The sequence below is a fragment of the Undibacterium hunanense genome (genome assembly GCF_014284335.1).
Lineage (GTDB): Bacteria > Pseudomonadota > Gammaproteobacteria > Burkholderiales > Burkholderiaceae_D > Undibacterium > Undibacterium hunanense.
Genome location: NZ_JACOGF010000010.1, coordinates 1 through 19,239 on the forward strand (window position 1 = coordinate 1; position 19,239 = coordinate 19,239).

The window sequence follows — 19,239 nt, forward strand, 5'->3', positions numbered from 1 at the left end:
TGACGTTCCATTGCAGACCCAGGATCATGTTCTTGCGGATCTGGACGTTCTGATAGTCCACACTCCAGCCATACCCAAAGTCAAGATTCTGGCTCTTGCGACGGGTGTCGTAGGTGCGGGTGACGCGAATCGGGATGCCGGACGCCTGGATGTTGATGTCTTCAAAGCTGATGCTGAACTGGCCTATCTTGAGGTTGCGGTTGACATCAACGGTGATGAGGTGGTTGGTCTGTACGCCATTGGTGTTGACGACGATGAGGTTGAGGTCGTAGATGCCGTTCTGTAATTGGGTAGGGTCAAGCTTGCCAAGTGTGCCATTGGTGACGGACTGGTAGCCACGGCCAATTTCTTGCCAGTCACTGCTGTCAGTGGCGCGCAGCAGTAGCTGGTAGTAGGCGAGGTTTTTAGCGCTGGCGGTACCGGTGATGATGCCAGGGGCGGTGACGTCGGCATCGTCAATGGGGGCGGTGATCTGGGCGACGGGGGTAGTGGTGTCGCTGGGATCTTTGACGCTGTAGAGGCTGGTTTTAGTCAGGGTGCCAAGATCGTCTTTGGCAGTGACGGTAATCTGGTGGGCACCTGTTGTGCTGGCGGTGAGGATGGCGGTGCCGTCAGTGTTGAGGGGCACGGGCTGTCCATCGACGGTCAGGCTGGTGCTGATGGCGCCGGTGCCACCGTTGGTGAGGACGGTGAGGGTGACTTTGTCACCGAGGTTGACCAGGGCGGGGGCAACAGCGAGGCTGATGGACAGGGCTAAGGCATGGTCGCTGACGCTGAGCTGATAGCGTTGTTCAGCATAGGCGCGGCCATTGTCGGCACGGACGGTGACGTTGAAGTTGCCGATGACGGGTTTGGTCCAGCTGATGACGCCGGTCTTGCTGATGCTCATGCCGCTGGGGGCGTCAGTGAGGCTGAAGCTAAGTGCAGCCCCTTTGGGGTCTTGGGCAGCGACGGGGTAGCTGTAGGCTTGTGCCGCGACGGCAGCCGTGACGGGGGCACTGGTGATGACGGGGACGCTGGTGATGTCGGTGGGGGTGCCGGTGCCGCTGTCGTCATAGCCGGTGGCAGTGCCAAGGTTGGCGGCGATGATGGAACTCAGGCTGTCGCAGGCGGTGTTAGTGTTGCTGATGCTTTGTGCACCAGCCAGGCGGGCCAGGAAGAGGCCATTGGCAACATCGGCCTGGCCACTGAAGTAGGACCAGCGGATCTGGTCGCTGTTGTCATTGCCGCCGGTACCGCCACTGGGCAGCATGCTGGCGAGAATGGTGTTGATGCTTTGGCTGGCAGTGATGGCGGGACTGATGCTGGCTTGTGCCTGAACGGGTTGGGCAAGGGCAAGCCAGGCCATGCCCTGAGGCGCGAAGATGGCGGCGGTGGCGGTGCCGCTGAGATTGCCGCTGCCATTGCTACCATTGCTGCTGCCACCGGAGAGGCGATAGGCACCGGCACCGGTCTGGGGGTCTTCAATCTGCATGGCTTGTCCGCTCCAGCCACTGAGGGTGGCGGGGTTTTGCGGCAGCAGGACGCGATAACCGGCGGCCACGGCGTTTTGCAGATCATTGGATTGGTCGGCGGTGAGGCTGATGTTGAGTAAGGCGGCGCTGAGGTTACTGCTGGTCACTGCATGCACGGGCTGGGTCTGTGGCTGACTGGCGGCTTTGGCAAGGATGCGTACGGCTGAGGCGGCGGTGACGGCGGCAGTATTGGTGGCTGCATTGGCAGCACTGCCATAGTGTTTGTCCAGGACGAGATGGGCATAGGCGGCATTGCGCTGGTTGCTCTGACGGCTGTAGACGGGGGCGCTCAGACCGGTGCTTTGGCTGGCGACGGCGCTTTTAAGGCGGTCAATGTCGAGAATGACGCCAGGGAAGCTGACGTTGTTGACCATGCCGAGCAGGAAGTCGGGGCTGACCTGGGCCACGGCACGTCCATGCGACGGCAGGCGTTGTTCGATGACACCGGCGGCGCGCTGGAAGATGGCGCTGTTGGCATCGGTGGTGGCGAAGTAGGCCAGGATGGTCTGGTGCAACAGGTCGCCGGTGAGGTCGTCGCGGCTGACGCTAGTGGCGGCTGTTTGACTATTGAGTCTGGTTTGGGTGGCAGCCAGGCGTTGGCGTACGGTGTCGAGCTGGGCGGGGTTGATGCCCTGGGTATCGGCAACGATGGCGTGGTAGTCACCGGCATGGGCGATGAAGTTGCTGTCGTTCCAGTTGTTGGCGGCCGGGTCGTAGTTGCTGATGCTGGCGGGCAGTTCGCTGCCAAGGCTGAAGTTGCCACCGGTGGCAACCACTTGGCCATCGAGGCGGATTTCGGCTTTGAGCTGGACCAGGTAGCCAGGAATGCTGGTGGGGAATTCGCTGGCAGTAATAGGACTGTTGTCGCTATGGGCGGCAGGCAGGTAGGCGGCCAGGACATCGGCATCGGCCTGGCTGACGGGGGCAAAGCTCAGGGTCAGGCGTTTGTTGGCGAGGCCGGGGTAGCTGCTGGTGTAGCTGACGCTGGGGTTGTTCTGGACTTGTGCTGCTGGGGTGGCATACAGCTGGAGGCGTAACGTGCCTTTGAGGTTGCTGGGGATGGCGGTGAAGCTGGCTCCCTGGGCGATGACGCTGTAGGGCAAGGAGCCCATGAGGATGCTGTAGTTTTCTGGGGCGATCTGGCTGCTACCGAGGACGCCGCCTACGGTCAGGTCGCTGCCCTGCTGACCGAGTACCTGGTTGAGCTGGGTCTGGTAAGTGGTAAAACTGGTCTGGATGGCGATCTGGTTGAGGCTTTTACCGGCATCGGCACTGCAGGTGGCACCTTGACGGGCGGCATCGAAGACGCCGGATTCGTTGAGGGCGACGCTACTGCGCAGGCCAAGTGCGGCGATGCTGTTGCTTTGTTTAAAACTGGGGTCCAGCGGGTACCAGGCGCTGGCCTGGCGGTTTTTAGCACCACGACTGGGGCTGGCGTCGATGAAGGCTTCTACCCAGGTGTGTTCGAGCTGGATGGCGCTGATGTTGCCATTCTGGAGGATGGCTTTGTTGGGAATGCCGGCCTGGGTGAGCAGGCTCAGTGCGGCAGTGGTGTTGTCGACATGCAGCCAGTTGAGCAGGCGGCTGGCAGGTACTTCAATGGTGCCGTAGACATAGCGGCTGGGTATGCCTGCGGCTCTATACAGTGCAATGAGCAAACTGGCGCTGTCGGTGGCGTTGCCGCTTTTGGCTTGCAGGGTCTGGGCGGCACCTTGCAGGCTGCCATAGCCGGGACGGTAGCTGATGCTGTTGCGAACGTAGTTGTAGATGGCGACGGGATTGTTTTGCAGGCTGCTGGCAAGGGTGCTGATGTCGCTGCTGAGTTGAACGTCGTCGGTGGCGGCGAGGTCAGCGGCAGTCGGGGTGTCGCTCAGTACGGCATCGGGCAGGGGCAGACCAGAGAGGCTGCCATTGCTGGCGAGCATCACGCTGCGCGGGAAGCGGTGTTCGAACTGGCGTGCTGTCTGTGCTGGCTGGGCTGGCTGTGTTGGTAACTGAAGCAGGCCGACTTTGCTATTGCCGCTATTGTTCTGGGGGGTGGTCGTGCCCCAGGGGAGTTTGTTGCCGTTGAGGACGGGGGTGCTTTGGCTGGCGTATTGTTTGAGGTATTGTTGCCATTGCTTGAGGGCGCTGCTGGCATCGGTCTTGCCGGCGGCTGCATTGTCGAGGGGGGTGTAGGCGTCTTTGAGGAGGCTGGCGCGTTTGGTAAATTCGGTGACCATGGCGTCGTGCCGCTGGCTGATGCTGGTGGGCAGTTTGCGGTCTTTGATGAGGCTGGCTGTGGCCGTAAAACCTTGGGTCACGCGTTGTTCTTGCTGGACGAGGGTCTGGTATTGGCTGCGGATGCTGTTGATGGCAATTAAGGCGCTGGCATTGCTTTGCAGGGTTTGGGCACTGACCTGGGCGCTCAGGTCTATGAGTTTGGCGAGGCTGCGGGCGTAATCGGCACTGGCGTTGGTGGTGGTATTGTTCGCAACGGGAGCTGCTGCTGGTGTTGGAGTTGGCGCCGGGGCCAACGCGGAAGCCGATATGGTCTGTTGTGCGGTACTGCCCTGCCCTTTGCCCAGTGGCAGACTACGCGGCCCCACCGGCAGCAGGGTGTTGTTGTTGCCCAGGCTGCTGTCCTCTACCCGCGCCCGCGTGCTGCCTTGGGCTGGCGCACTGCCCTGTGCCAACGCTAACGGGGAGATCAGGCTGCTTGTGAATGCGACAAGAACCAGACTGGCCAGACTGCGTTGAAGACGGGGATGGCGGAACATAAATATTTACTCTTGGTAATGTGGCATAGGTAGGCGCAAGGCCTGTCTGGATGCGGCCACACCCGCCAAGTTTGGTAGTGCTGACATCTGAAAGCTGCTTGCATGGTCAACGCCCCCGATTAGAGAAGGAGCATGGAACCTGTCTATTTTTAAAACCACGCATGTTACCAATTGTAAAATATTATTGCAAGAAAATTACCCTTTTGATATCTTTGTAACCGACACATTCAGCGAAAATCAAAGCCGCAAAAACAAAAACGCCCGATTTTTTAATCGGGCGTTTTTATCTGTTGCCAGCGCTTACCAAGTTGACGCTGATAAGCACCTATTCGACATAGCCTGAGCCTAGTGCTTTACCACCGTCGTATCCGCCGGTGTTTCTGGCGTTGCCGGTGTTGCTGCGGCAGCTACAGGGACTGGCTCATCGACCAAAGGAACCGGCTGGGTTTCCAGTGCGATTTCCAGGACTTTGTCTATCCAGCGAACCGGGATGATTTCCAGTTTGTTTTTGACGTTGTCCGGGATCTCTGCCAGATCCTTGGCGTTTTCTTCTGGTATCAGCACGGTTTTGATGCCACCACGATGTGCAGCCAGCAATTTCTCTTTCAGGCCGCCGATAGGCAATACTTCGCCGCGCAGCGTGATCTCGCCTGTCATGGCGACATCGGCACGGACCGGGATGCCGGTGAACACAGACACCAGCGCCGTAGTCATGGCGATACCGGCAGACGGACCGTCTTTCGGTGTTGCGCCTTCTGGCACGTGGATATGGATATCACTCTTCTCGAAGACATCAGCCTTGATACCCAGACGCTTGGCGCGGCTGCGTACCACGGTGCGGGCTGCCTCGATGGATTCTTTCATGACATCGCCCAGGGTACCTGTACGAATGACACCACCTTTACCTGGCATGGCAACGGCTTCTATGGTCAGCAGATCGCCGCCCACTTCAGTCCAGGCCAGACCAACTACCTGGCCGATCTGGTTGTCTTTGACAGCGACGCCAAAGTCATAGCGACGCACACCCAGGTATTTATCCAGATTTTTGGAATTGACCGTGGCTTTTTTCTCGGTCTTTTTCAGCAAGAGCATTTTCACGACCTTGCGGCAAATCTTGGAGATTTCCCTTTCCAGCGAACGCACGCCGGCTTCACGGGTGTAATAGCGAATGATGTCGCGTATCGCACTTTCGGCCACGGTGATTTCGCCTTCTTTCAAACCATTGTTCTTGATTTGCTTGGGCAACAAATAGCGCTGGGCAATGCTGGTTTTTTCATCTTCGGTATAACCCGACAGGCGTATCACTTCCATCCGGTCCAGCAAAGCTGGCGGAATATTGTAGGAGTTGGACGTCGCCACAAACATCACATCGGAGAGATCGAAATCGACTTCAATGTAATGATCCGAGAAAGTATGATTTTGCTCAGGGTCCAGTACCTCCAGCAAGGCAGACGACGGGTCGCCACGGAAGTCTGCACCCATCTTGTCCACTTCATCCAGCAGGAAAAGCGGATTACGCACACCGACCTTGGACAGGCTTTGCAGAATCTTGCCTGGCATGGAGCCGATGTAGGTACGACGGTGACCGCGGATTTCAGCCTCGTCACGCACGCCACCCAGGGCCATGCGCACGAACTTGCGGTTCGTGGCACGGGCGATGGATTGCCCCAGCGAGGTCTTACCTACGCCCGGAGGACCTACCAGACACAGGATAGGTGCTTTCAGCTTGTCGACGCGCTGTTGTACTGCAAGATATTCCAGGATGCGTTCCTTGACCTTATCGAGGCCAAAGTGTTCGTCTTCCAATACTTTTTCAGCATTCGTCAAATCATTATTGACCTTGGATTTTTTCTTCCATGGCAGATTGACGATGGTGTCAATGTAATTGCGCACGACGGTGGCTTCTGCCGACATCGGGGACATCATCTTGAGTTTTTTCAACTCATTCTGTGCCTTGTCGCGGGCTTCTTTAGGCATCTTGGCGGCCAGGATTTTTTTCTCCAGCTCGTCAATATCGGCACCCTCTTCACCTTCGCCCAGTTCTTTCTGGATGGCCTTGACCTGTTCATTCAGGTAGTACTCGCGCTGGGATTTCTCCATCTGGCGCTTGACGCGACCACGGATACGCTTTTCAACCTGCAGAATATCGAGTTCACCTTCCAGTTGACCCAGCAAATGCTCAAGGCGTTTGGACACACTGAAGATTTCCAGGATGACCTGTTTCTGCTCCAGCTTCAATGGAAGATGGGCAGCAATGGTGTCAGCCAGGCGACCGGCATCATCAATACCGGACAGGGATGCCAGGATTTCTGGCGGGATTTTTTTGTTCAGTTTGACGTATTGATCAAACTGCTGAACGATGGCGCGACGCATCGCTTCCACTTCAGATTCATCACCTTCATCCAGAGCGACCGGTGTCAGGTCTGCGAAAAAGTGCGATTCGGAATCATGGATCTTGTGTATGCGCGCACGCTGAGCACCTTCGACCAGTACCTTGACGGTACCGTCTGGCAACTTCAACATTTGCAGAATGTTGGCAATACAGCCGATTTCATAAATATCATCTGCCGAAGGCTCATCCTTGGCAGCGGCTTTCTGAGCGGCAAGCATAATGCTCTTGCCTTGATCCATGGCAGCTTCCAGGGCCTTGATGGATTTTGGACGCCCCACAAACAGAGGAATCACCATGTGCGGGAATACAACAACATCACGCAGTGGCAACAACGGCAGTTGGGTTTGTTCGGTTATCAGAGTAGTCGTCATGGCGCACCTTTCATAAATACTGGTTAACAATGTTGGCGCACTGGGCGGAAACACAAGCCCATTCTGGAAAAAAACAATAAAAAAAGCCACACAGAGAGTCTCCCCGGTAGCTTTACGATTGAAGCTGTCATTGTTTTCTTAAATCATTGTACTTCGAATCAAATTAAAACGAAGAAATAAAGCGAGAAAACCAATAAAAAATGGGGAGTTGCCTCCCCATTAAGTTTCTACTGTTACATCACGCCACCAATTCAGGCACCGGCAACCTTGGGTTGCTCATGGTAAATCAACAAGGGCTTTGCACCATTGGTGATGGTGTTTTCATCAATGACGACCTTCTCTACATTCTGATGGCTAGGCAAGTCATACATGACATCCAGCAGGGCGTGTTCCAGTATCGAACGCAGGCCACGCGCGCCAGTCTTGCGGGCAATCGCTTTTTTGGCAATCGCCTGCAGGGCGGCAGGACGAATTTCCAGTTCTGTACCTTCCATCTCCAGCAATTTTGCATATTGCTTGATCAGGGCGTTTTTAGGCTCAACCAGAATTTGTATCAGTGCGGCTTCATCCAGTTCATTCAGTGTGGCAATGACAGGCAGACGGCCAACCAGTTCAGGAATCAGGCCAAACTTGATCAGATCTTGCGGTTCAGCGTCCTGCATGACGTCGCTGGCGCTCTTTTCTGCCTGGCTCTTGACGCTGGCAGAGAAACCTATGCCGCTGCGCTCAGAACGGTCGGAAATGATCTTGGCGAGGCCATCAAACGCACCACCGCAGATGAACATGATGTTGGTGGTATCGATCTGGATGAAATCCTGATTTGGATGCTTGCGGCCACCCTGTGGTGGCACCGATGCCATGGTACCTTCCACCAGCTTCAGCAAGGCTTGCTGCACGCCTTCGCCGGACACGTCACGGGTAATCGACGGGTTGTCAGATTTGCGAGAAATCTTGTCAATTTCATCGATATAAACGATACCCTTTTGCGCACGTTCGACTTCATAGTTGCAGTTTTGCAGCAACTTTTGAATGATATTTTCTACGTCTTCACCAACATACCCAGCTTCGGTCAGGGTAGTTGCATCGGCGATCACGAAAGGCACATTCAACATGCGTGCCAGTGTTTGCGCCAGCAAGGTCTTGCCGGAACCTGTCGGGCCCACCAGCAAGATATTACTCTTGGCCAGTTCGACATCGTCTTTCTTGCCGAGGTGCTTCAGGCGCTTGTAATGGTTGTACACCGCCACCGCCAGAATACGCTTGGCACCCATTTGGCCAATGACGTACTGGTCGAGCAGATCGGTGATCTCTTGCGGTGTTGGCAGTTCGGTTTTTGCACTGGCAATATTATCAATTTCGGACACTTCGTCACGAATGATGTCGTTGCACAAATCGATGCACTCATCGCAAATAAATACGGATGGCCCTGCGATCAGTTTCTTAACCTCATGCTGACTCTTGCCGCAAAACGAGCAATAGAGCAACTTTTCTCCGCTGGAGGATTTTTTATCGGGCATGATACGTATATAAAATAAACAAAATTAATCTATGAAACCGAGGTCAACAGCACGGCAGGATGACAAAACATCCGTGCGACCTATACCAAGCTTCTTCCGTACGCATATTACCTGCAAAACCGGCTTTCGTCATGGCAACCACATATTGCAGTTGAATTGCCGCTGAGCCCACGCCAATATTATAGAGCAGAATAAAAAAACGCCCGAACCATAGCGGAGCGGGCGTTTTATTTTTTTATACTTTTTACGCGCGATGGGCCAGGACTTTATCAATCAGACCATATTCCGCTGCCGCATCGGCAGACATGAAATTGTCACGATCGGTGTCTTTGGATATCTGCTCCAGACTGCGACCTGTGTTTTCAGCCAGGATGCCGTTCAGGCGTTCACGCAGATACAGAATCTCGCGTGCCTGGATTTCAATATCAGAAGCCTGACCTTGGGCGCCGCCCAGAGGTTGATGAATCATGATACGGGAATTTGGCAGGGAGAAACGCTTACCCTTGGCACCTGCCGCCAGCAGGAAGGCACCCATGGATGCCGCCAGGCCAGTACACAGCGTTGATACATCAGGCTTGATGAACTGCATGGTGTCATAAATCGCCATACCAGCCGATACCGAACCACCAGGAGAGTTGATGTAAAGAGAAATATCCTTGTCTGGATTTTCACTTTCCAGGAACAGCAATTGAGCAACGATGAGATTGGCGGCCTGGTCATTGACCGGGCCAACCAGAAAAATCACACGTTCCTTGAGCAGGCGGGAATAGATGTCGTAAGCACGCTCACCTCTGCCACTCTGCTCTATCACCATAGGCACCATGCCCAGCATATTTGTGTCCAGTGCCGAATTACGGATGATGCCTGTCATGTGATTTCCTTTTTGCTTACGCTTGTGCGTTGTTACCCATCAATTCGTCGAAAGGCAGAACCTTGTCTGATACTTTCGCTTTACCCAGGACATAGTTAACGACGTTTTCTTCTAATACAAGGGCTTCGACTTCAGCCAGACGGTTGCGATCGCTAAAATAATATTTAACGACTTGCTGCGGGTCTTCGTAGCTTTGGGCGAAGTCTTCAACTTGCGCCTTGATTTGCTCGGTAGTTGCCTGCAGGTTGTTGGCCTTGACCAGTTCAGCCAGGATCAAACCCAGACGTACGCGACGTTCTGCCTGAGCAGCAAACAATTCTGTCGGGAATGGTACATCTTTAACGTTCATGCCGCGTTGCGCCATGTCCTGACGTGTCATTTCTGCCAGACGTTCGCCATCCTGGGCAACCAGGCTCTTCGGCACGTCAAATTCAACTGCCTTGACCAGTGCGTCCATGACGCTTTCTTTGGTCTTGGATTTAACACGGCCACGCACTTCGCGTTCCAGGTTGTCTTTGATGTCGGTACGCATTTTTACCAGGTCGCCATCTTCCACGCCCAGCATTTTTGCGAATTCGGAATCCACTTCAGGCATGTGCGCCCATTCCAGCTTTTTCAGCGTGATGGTGAATTCTGCTGTTTTACCGGCAACATCTTTGCCATGGTAATCTTCAGGGAAAGCCAATGGGAAAGTTTTGGATTCGCCAACTTTCAAACCGATAGTTGCCGTTTCAAACTCAGGCAACATGCGGCCTTCGCCCAGAACGAAATTAAAGTCATCTGCCTTGCCGCCAGCAAATTCAACGCCGTCGATCTTGCCAACGAAATCAACTGTAGCGCGGTCACCGTTTTGTGCGGACTGGTCTGCACCACCGTCACCGTGCGCGCCCTGCTCGCCTTTAACGTGGAAGTGCACGCGCTGTTTGCGCAGGATGTCGATGGTCTTGTCGATTTCAACATCAGTCACTTCGGACTTGACTTGTTCCACTTCAGCAACAGACAGATCACCAATGGTGATTTCTGGATAAATTTCAAATGTTGCATCAAATGCCAGGCTGCCTTCAGCAACGTCGGCACCAGATTTTGGTTCTATGCTTGGGTAGCCTGCAACGCGCAATTTGTTTTCATTGGCGGCGACGGAGAAAGCCTGACCGACTTTGTCGTTCAGTACTTCTGTCTCGACCTGATAGCCATACTGGGCAGCGACCATTTTCATCGGCACTTTACCAGGACGGAAGCCAGGCGCTTTTGCTGTACGTGCACGCACTTTCAAACGCTTTTCAACTTCCGATTGCACGTCAGCGATCGGGAAAGAAATCGTTAAACGGCGTTCCAATTTATCTAAAGTTTCGACTGCAGTTGCCATGAAAATCGTCCAAATAGTAAAAATTCTGTGGTGCGAGGAGGGGGACTCGAACCCCCACACCATTGCTGGCGTCAGGACCTAAACCTGGTGCGTCTACCAATTTCGCCATCCTCGCGGGATGTTTATGTTGCATACCGGCAAAGTATCAGCACATGCTCGCATGTTCTGCACCGCCGGTACAAAAGCAAAGGGCGACCCGAAATTCAAGCGTCGCCCAAAACTGATGTATGTGGCATTACAACTCCAGCCCGATATTCTACTGGATTTTATTCGCACGTGCCTTATTTTTTTAAATACGGCCCAAAACCCCGTCTCCCTGCCCTGCCGGTCTATAAAGCAAAAAACCCTTGCCAGCATATAAACACAGGCAAGGGCTTTTGCGTTGAAACTATTTATACGAGATTACGCGGGCTTTTTGACGCGGAACCATGCAGCATACAATGCCGGCAAGAACAGCAGGGTCAGCGCGGTCGCAATGATCAGGCCGCCCATGATGGCAACCGCCATTGGGCCCCAGAATACGGAGCGCGACAAAGGTATCATCGCCAGCACCGCAGCGGCGGCCGTCAGGATGATGGGGCGGAAACGGCGTACAGCCGATTCCACAATCGCATCCCACGGTGCAGCACCCTCACGGATGTCATGCTCAATCTGGTCGATCAGGATCACCGAGTTACGGATGATCATGCCGAACAGGGCAATCACGCCAAGCTGGGCCACAAAGCCGAATGGTCGTTGCAAAATCAGCAAAGCCATTGCCGCACCGGCCACACCCAAAGGCCCGGTCAGGAACACCAGCAAGGAACGCGAGAAGCTATGCAGTTGCAACATCAGCAAGGTAAAGATGATAAACACCACCAATGGCACGTTGGCTGCAATCGATTCCTGCGCCTTGCCACTATCGGCTGCGGCACCGGCCAGTTCTATCTTATAACCCGGCAAGAGACTGGCGCGGATTTCATCGAGCTTCGGTGAAATCTGGCTGGACACCGTCGGCCCCTGTATACCATCCACCACGTCAGACTGTACGGTCACAGCCCATTCGCGGCCTTCACGCCAGACCACACCAGGTTCCCATACCAGGGAAATGTGGGCAACTTGTGATAAAGGCACGTATTTACCGCTGCCGGTCGGGATATTGGCGTTACTGAGCGCTTCCACGGTCGAACGTTCATCCACAGGCTGGCGTACGGCAATATCGATCAACTTGTTGCCATCACGGAACTGACCAACCGTAGTGCCAGTCAGGATGGTATTGGCAGCGCGCATCACCGTTTGCGAGGTAATGTTCAACATGCGTAACTTGTCCTGATCAAGGTCGATCCTGACTACCTTTACAGATTCATTCCAGTTGTCATTCACACCAACAGTATTGGCATTGGCCCGCATGACTTCTTTGACGCGATCAGCAATTTCCCTGACCTTGGTCACTTCCAGGCCAGACACACGGAATTGCACAGGGTAAGGAACCGGTGGTCCATTTGGCAACAGCTTGACGCGGCCGCGCACTTCAGGGAAATCCTTTTTAAAGATATCGATGATTTTCAGGCGCAATGCGGCACGGGCCTTCAAATCCTTGGGCAAGACCACGATCTGCGACACGTTGGTCTGCGGGAAAATCTGATCCAGCGGCAAATAGAAACGCGGGCTACCGGTACCGACATAGCTGGTGACGCTATCTACGCCTTCCTGCTTCTGGATAAAGGCTTCAAATTTCTTCGCTTGCGCTTCTGTTGCAGCAAAGGATGAACCTTCAGGCAGCCACAGTTCCACCATCAATTCCAGGCGACTGGAATCCGGGAAAAATTGCTGTTCAATAAACTTGAATCCGAATACACCCAGGCCAAACACGCCCAGGGTAATGATGATGGTGGTTTTACGCCATTCCACACACCAGTTCACCATGGCACGGAAGCGGCTGTAAAACGGCGAATCAAATATCTCATGCTCGCTACCACCGGACCCACCATGTGGCTTCACCTTCAACAGCAAATAACCAAGATAAGGCGTGAAGATAACCGCCGCCAGCCAGGAAATGATCAGGGCAAGCGCATTTACGGAAAACATGGAGAAGGTATATTCACCTGCCGCAGACTTGGCCAGACCAATCGGCAGGAAGCCTGCCGCCGTGATCAGGGTACCGGTCAACATCGGCATCGCGGTGGAGGTATAGGCAAAGGTTGCGGCATCAAAGCGCGAGAAGCCCTCTTCCATCTTCCTGACCATCATCTCGACCGCAATAATGGCATCGTCCACCAGCAAACCCAGTGCAATGATCAGCGCGCCCAGCGATATCTTGTGCAGATCGATATCAAAAATACGCATGAACAGGAAGGTAATCGCCAATACCAGTGGTATCGTCAAACCCACCACCAGACCCGGCCAGATATCCAGGCGGAATGGCTTGGTATGCAAGCCCAGGGCCAGGAAGCTGACTGCCAGCACGATAACAACCGCCTCGATCAGGGTATGAATGAATTCACCGACCGATGACGTCACCGCATCCGGTTGATTGGACACTTGTTCAAGCTTGATACCCACCGGCAGCTTGGCCTTGATGATGGCGACATCATGCTGGAGATTTTTACCCAGCTCGATAATGTTGCCACCCTTTTCCATGGAAATACCAAGACCCACGACTTCCTTGCCATTGAAGCGCATCTTGTCTTGTGGCGGGTTCTTGTATTCACGCTTGACGGTCGCAAAGTCACCAAGACGGAAGGTGGTTCCGTTGGCGCGCAATTGCAGGCTTTCCAGGTCTTTCACCGTCATCAGGGCGCCAGATACACGCACTTGCAGGTTATCGCTGGACGTGGTCAGCACGCCAGTACCTTCGATACCGTTCTGGGAACTGATCTGCCCGACTATCGCATCAAAGGGAACACCAAGTTGCGAGAATTTTTTCTGGGAAAATTCAATATTGATTTTCTCATCCTGCACACCAAACAGTTCAACCTTGGATACAGAAGGAATGCGCAAGAATTGCTGGCGTACATAGTCAGCATATTCCTTGACTTCTTCATACTTGAAGCCATCACCGGACAAGGCAAAGATAGACCCATAGGTATCGCCGAATTCATCATTGAAGAACGGCCCCTGCACACCCGGCGGCAAGGTCGCCTTGATGTCGCCTATTTTCTTGCGCACCTGATACCAGGATTGCGCAGTTTCCTTGGGCGGCGTTGATTCACGGAGTTGCAGAATAATCAGTGTTTCACCGGGTTTGGAATAGCTGCGTATCTTGTCGATATACGGTGTTTCCTGAAGTTTTTTCTCCAGCTTGTCGGTGACCTGATCCGCCATCTGCAAGGCAGTGGCGCCCGGCCAGATAGCCCTGACCACCATGGCACGGAAAGTAAACGGCGGATCTTCATCCTGCCCCAGTTTGCTGTAACTGAGTATGCCACCCAGCAACAGCACGACGATCAGGTAACGCGTCAGCGGTATATGCTCAAGCGCCCACCTGGATAGATTGAATCCACGGGAAGAATCGCTCATTTCGCGGCTCCCGCAGCGGCATCAGCCACTTTGGCTGGCGCAGCAGGATTAACCGAAGCAGCCGGTGCTTCAACGCCAAGAATAGTCACTTTCTGACCATTTTTCAGTTGATTAACGCCCGCAGTCACGACCACCTGGCCAGGCTTGACACCACCAGCCAGCAATACTTCTTCGCCAGATGAACCGGCGACCTGTACCGGCACCAGCCTGACCACGCCAGACTCCACCAGCCAGACCGAAGAGGCATTCTTTTCCTGGAACATGGCGGTCAACGGCACCCTGATGGTGCTAGCGGGATTTTTGGCATTGAAGCTGACAAAGGCTGTCATACCCAGTTGTACATTCTTGACATCGCCACCCAGACTGACCTTGGCAGTAAAGGTGCGCGTCACCGGATCAGCAATCGGCGACAATTCGCGCAATTTGGCCGGAATTGTCTGACCAGGACTAGCCCACAGACGCACATTCACATCAGTCATCTGACGGATGGAGTTGATCTTGTCTTCCGGAATGCCGACCACGACATCCAGATCACCTGTTTGGGCAACCCGGACTACCGGCGTGCCAGCAGTAACTACCTGGCCAACTTCTGCATCCAGACCGGTAACGACACCATCCACATCGGCCACCAGGCTGGTATAACCAGACTGATTGGCCTGATTTTTATAGGCAGCCTGTGCCTGTTCATAGCTGGACTGGGCAGATTTGGCAGCCACTTCTTTGCCATCCAGCACGGAAGCAGCAACAAAATTCTTGGAACGCAGGTCCTGATAACGCTTCAGTTCAGCCACTGCCAGGTCACGATTGCTTTCTGCCGCTGTCAATCCGGCTTTGGCCTGCATCTGTGCCAATGCCAGATCTTGCGGATCAAGCTGCATCAGCACCTGACCACGTTTAACTACTGTACCCACATCCACCTTGCGAGCAACGATTTTGCCGGCAACACGAAAGCCCAGACGGGATTCGATACGCGGTCTGACTTCGCCAGGCAATTCGGAATTGATATCGACATTACTCGAAACCAGGGTAATCGTCCTTACCGGACGAATGTCTTCGGTTTTTTCAGCGGGTTTGGAACAGGCCAGCAACAGGGCCGCAGAAGCGAGGGCGAAGGCATACGTGGCAACGCGCCTGCCAGCCAACTGCCGCGCCTGAGGATGATTGGTAGTTTCTGGTGTTAACACAGGAGTTTTCCTTTACTATGCAGGCTTTCCAAGCCGGGATGAAACGAGTAAAAAAATCCAAACAGGACTTAAGCAAGACTGCCCCTGCTGCGCTACAGCGCCTGGCAGTAGATTTTGGGACAATTTTGCGTAAGCCCTATTTAAAGATGATGAATCTTGCCCCAACTTCAGGCATGACCAGATTTCTTGATTTTTTATAATTAGGACTTACGCAAAACAGCCCCAGCTGCGTTGCAGCTCCTGGCCGTACTATTCGTACTGTCTTCGTCGCTACGCCTTGCTGGGACAATTTTGCGTAAGTCCTAATAATATTTATCTGCTACCATCAAATAACTGACTTTGCGGTTAGTAATTATAGTTAAGCATCCTGTTTTTGCCAATGACTTTTCAGTCATTAAGCTTTTTATTAAATTTTTGCCTATAGCTACCCTCTTGAAGAGGTGGTGACGATGGCACCCAATATGGATCTGATTCAGCAAAATATGCCCGCCTCCGCCACTCATCCAACCCAGCCATCCAAACATTACGAAAACTTTCCCGTCGCATCCCTGCTGATGCCGGCCAGGCTGCGGCCAGCGGTAAATGTTATTTATGCGTTTGCCCGCAGCGCCGACGACATTGCTGATGAAGGCGATGCCAGCCCCGAAGAAAGGCTGCGCCAACTGGCGATCTATGAAGCAGAACTCGACAGCATAGAGAAAAATAGTAGCAGCGAATCGCAACTATTCAAGGCACTCGCCGGGGTGATACATCAATATGACCTGCCCCTGCAATGTTTCCGGGACTTGCTGTCGGCCTTTAAACAGGATGTGGTAACGACGCGGTATGCTGATTTTCCCGGTCTGCTGGATTATTGCGCGCGCTCGGCCAATCCGGTAGGCACGCTGATGCTGCATTTGTACGGTGAAGCCAGCACAGACAATCTGCGTGATTCAGATGCCATTTGCAGCGCCCTGCAAATCATCAATTTTTGGCAGGATGTTGCCGTCGACTGGCAAAAACAGCGCATTTACCTGCCGCAGGATGATCTCAGCCGCTTTGGCATTGGCGAACAACAAATCGCCAACGGGGTATTGAATGAAGACTGGCGCAATCTCATGCGCTTCCAGATTGCCCGTGCCAGAACCATGATGCTGTCCGGCAGTGGGCTGGCGAAACGTTTGCCAGGTCGACTGGGCTGGGAACTGCGACTGGTTGTGCAGGGTGGCTTGCGCATCCTGGAAAAAATCGAGGCAGTGCAATACGATGTATTTCATCAGCGCCCCAAACTGGGCAAAACAGACTGGATTCGCCTGGCCTGGCGCGCCTATCAGATGTAGTACACATGTAGCACACATGCAGAGCACATGTAGGACATCAGTTGACCCAAGCGTGCATCTACACTGTTTTGTTGCGGATGAAAACAAACGCAACGATTAGTAACAAATCAATGCGAATTTATACTGATAGACATAGTAGTTATTGCGGAATGAACTTAAAATCATCTGCATGCACTAAGCTTGATGCGGAATGATGTGAAAGTGGTGTAACGATCATTTTCATGCATTTCATGCATCTCCATAGCTTGCCGCCCTTGACACTGAATCACCCTCTTCTCTCCAACCGAAAACCGGAGCCAGTTTTGCTAACTTATCTATATCGCAGTACGCTGCTGCTTTGCCTGCTTTCTTTGAATGGCTGTACTGTCATCGCGATTGCCGATGCGGCAGTATCCACCACGGTGAAAGTTGGCAGCGCAGTGGTCGGCACTGCAGTGGATGTAACGCGCGCTGGCGTCAGGGCCATTACACCCGGCACCCGTGACAAGGCCGATGATGACGGCAATAACGCAGCCACGGACAGCAATGACAGTAGTGACAGCAGCGACAAAGATGATGCAGGTAACCGCCATCGCAGCACGCACGCATAATTCATACATACTCACACATAAGCACGCAGATTGTTCACCAGCCAAACCAAACCCATCATGCCGACAGAAACACAAATTGAGCAACACCGTGTAGTCCAGGCTGCCGCCAAAGCGGTACTGGAACGTCTGGCAGGCATGATCACCGCCAAAGATACCGAGCAAAGCATCGCCGACAAAGCCTATGCCATGTTGTGTGAATGCGGCTATGCAGACACCTGGTACCACCAGTGTCCAGCCCTGGTGTTACTGGGGTCACGCAGTTGCGTTTCGATTTCTGGCCGCGATTATCAGCCCGGCACCGAGCCTGTAGGCAGTGCCAACCTGATCACGGTTGATCTTAGTCCCACCAATGAACAATACTGGGGTGATTGCGCCCGCTCTTTCCCGGTAGAGGGTGGCAAGGTCACGCATGCACCGCAGATGCTGGAATTTCGCAACGGGCTGAGCTTCCTGAATCACCTGCATGCGCAAATGCCCGCAATGGTGACTCCGAAAACCACCTTTGGCCAATTATTCGACTGGGCCAACCTGCGCATACGCCAGAACGGTTTCGTCAATCTGGACTACCGCAATAATGTAGGCCACAGCATCGTCACCAACAAGGACGACCGCGAATACATACAGTCAGACAACAAGATAGAACTGGGCGAAGTCCCGTTTTTCAGCTTTGAACCCTTCATACGCCTGAAAGGTGGCAAATGGGGTTTCAAGCATGAAGGCATTTTTTACTTCAACGCTCAGGGTCACCTGGAAGAACTGTAAGCCCCTTCCCGTCTCAATCTAGCGCGCTGATGCATTACATCACACAAGAGCGCGTTCACCCCTCGTCGTTGAAATTGCAGCATAAAAAAACACAGCCATGGTTACCCATGGCTGTGTTTCATCATATTACTCATTGCCTGCTAATCACCATTCGCCTGCACAGTGGCAGGCAAATGCCGCATCAGCTCTTGGCGCAGGTCACCGTGATATTGGCAGCAGCGGTAGGATTATTGAAATCAATAACACCAGTGCCATTGGCTACCTTACAGGTCTGGCCGCTAGGCTGGGTATCCACTGCGGCGACATACGACACGCCATTGAGCAGACTCCAGTTAAAGCCGTACGTACCATCCAGCGTGACCGAGAACTTATCGGCATAGGCGTTGGCCGTATTGACCATGGTCAGTATGGTGCCAGCAGTCATGCCGGTTACCGTAAATTTGACGGGTACCGCAGGCACACAGGTCACAACGGATGTCAGTGCCGCCGCCGTATTGAGGATATTGGCCGTACCAGTACCATTGGCAACCGTACAGTATTGCGCTGCTGGCGGGATACCTACAGCAATCGTATATGCATTACCGTTGACGACGTAATTACCGAACAGGAAAGTACCATTTGTCGATACGGTCGCTGTCAGGCCGGTATTATTATTCACCAGCACCAGCGAGGTACTATCTGCCAGTCCGGCCAGGGTACCGCCGATAGGCACATTCGGGACGCAGGTCACGATAATATTCTTGACCGCAGCTTCACCAGTCATTTTGCCGGTACCGTTGACCACGGTACAGTTCACTGTATTTGGCTGTGTCAGGACACTGATTGCATAGCTACCATTACTGGCAACGTTGAAAGAGAACGTGCCATCAGCAGTCAGGGTCTGGGTGTAATTGGCGTCATTACGCAATACAAGGGTATCACCCGAAGTGAGTCCCGTTACAGTACCACCCACTGTGGTATACACAAAGCCACCGCAACCAGCGAGGATGAGTACCAGGCAAGTTATAATTCCTAAAAGTTTCGATTTATTCAAGATATTCGTCCGGATTGATAGAATTTTTCCAAAAGCAGCGCCCCACTATTGCAGAGCGCACTA

The 19,239-nt window shown here is 53.6% G+C and carries 11 protein-coding genes and 1 tRNA gene; 3 read left to right on the forward strand and 9 right to left on the reverse strand.

Translation table 11 applies throughout. From position 1 onward, the window contains the following. The 8 genes from H8L32_RS18375 to H8L32_RS18415 form a co-directional block, all read right to left on the reverse strand. Positions 1-4,273 (reverse strand): transglutaminase-like domain-containing protein (locus H8L32_RS18375; RefSeq protein WP_186948737.1); only part of this gene is annotated, 4,273 nt, incomplete at its 3' end. 345 nt (positions 4,274-4,618) lie between these two features. Beyond that, entirely contained in the window at positions 4,619-7,036 is a 2,418-nt protein-coding gene (gene lon, locus H8L32_RS18380) for an endopeptidase La (protein ID WP_186948738.1), read from the reverse strand. A gap of 251 nt (positions 7,037-7,287) precedes the next feature. Further along, positions 7,288-8,553: an ATP-dependent Clp protease ATP-binding subunit ClpX gene (gene clpX, locus H8L32_RS18385; RefSeq protein WP_186948739.1), complete on the reverse strand. Its 1,266-nt coding sequence runs from the start codon at positions 8,551-8,553 to the stop codon at positions 7,288-7,290. Positions 8,554-8,797: 244 nt separating this feature from the next. Then, positions 8,798-9,424, reverse strand: a complete 627-nt coding sequence (gene clpP, locus H8L32_RS18390; RefSeq protein WP_329605199.1) for an ATP-dependent Clp endopeptidase proteolytic subunit ClpP — start codon at positions 9,422-9,424, stop codon at positions 8,798-8,800. A gap of 16 nt (positions 9,425-9,440) precedes the next feature. After that, positions 9,441-10,790, reverse strand: coding sequence for a trigger factor (tig, locus tag H8L32_RS18395; RefSeq protein WP_186948740.1), 1,350 nt, complete (start codon positions 10,788-10,790; stop codon positions 9,441-9,443). Between the two features lie 28 nt (positions 10,791-10,818). After that, positions 10,819-10,905 (reverse strand) — tRNA-Leu (locus H8L32_RS18400). A 287-nt stretch (positions 10,906-11,192) separates the two neighbouring features. Further along, complete coding sequence (locus H8L32_RS18410; protein WP_186948742.1) at positions 11,193-14,288, reverse strand: efflux RND transporter permease subunit; 3,096 nt, start codon at positions 14,286-14,288, stop codon at positions 11,193-11,195. Beyond that, a complete protein-coding gene (locus H8L32_RS18415) occupies positions 14,285-15,472 on the reverse strand; it encodes an efflux RND transporter periplasmic adaptor subunit (RefSeq protein ID WP_329605200.1) in 1,188 nt (395 codons plus the stop codon). The genes H8L32_RS18410 and H8L32_RS18415 overlap by 4 nt, the downstream gene beginning before the upstream one ends. A 461-nt stretch (positions 15,473-15,933) precedes the next feature. Here H8L32_RS18415 and hpnC point away from each other — a divergent pair, with 461 nt between their 5' ends. From hpnC to H8L32_RS18430, 3 genes are all read left to right on the forward strand, one after another. Continuing rightward, a complete protein-coding gene (gene hpnC / locus H8L32_RS18420) occupies positions 15,934-16,791 on the forward strand; it encodes a squalene synthase HpnC (RefSeq protein ID WP_408058950.1) in 858 nt (285 codons plus the stop codon). A gap of 302 nt (positions 16,792-17,093) precedes the next feature. Next, a complete protein-coding gene (locus H8L32_RS18425) occupies positions 17,094-17,381 on the forward strand; it encodes a hypothetical protein (protein ID WP_186948743.1) in 288 nt (95 codons plus the stop codon). 57 nt (positions 17,382-17,438) lie between these two features. Next, positions 17,439-18,143 (forward strand): M24 family metallopeptidase, encoded by a 705-nt coding sequence (locus H8L32_RS18430; protein ID WP_222619411.1) that lies wholly within the window; start codon positions 17,439-17,441, stop codon positions 18,141-18,143. A 181-nt stretch (positions 18,144-18,324) separates the two neighbouring features. Here the strand turns inward: H8L32_RS18430 and H8L32_RS18435 are convergent, their stop codons facing one another. Beyond that, positions 18,325-19,176, reverse strand: coding sequence for a hypothetical protein (locus tag H8L32_RS18435; protein ID WP_186948744.1), 852 nt, complete (start codon positions 19,174-19,176; stop codon positions 18,325-18,327). Positions 19,177-19,239 lie beyond the last annotated feature (63 nt).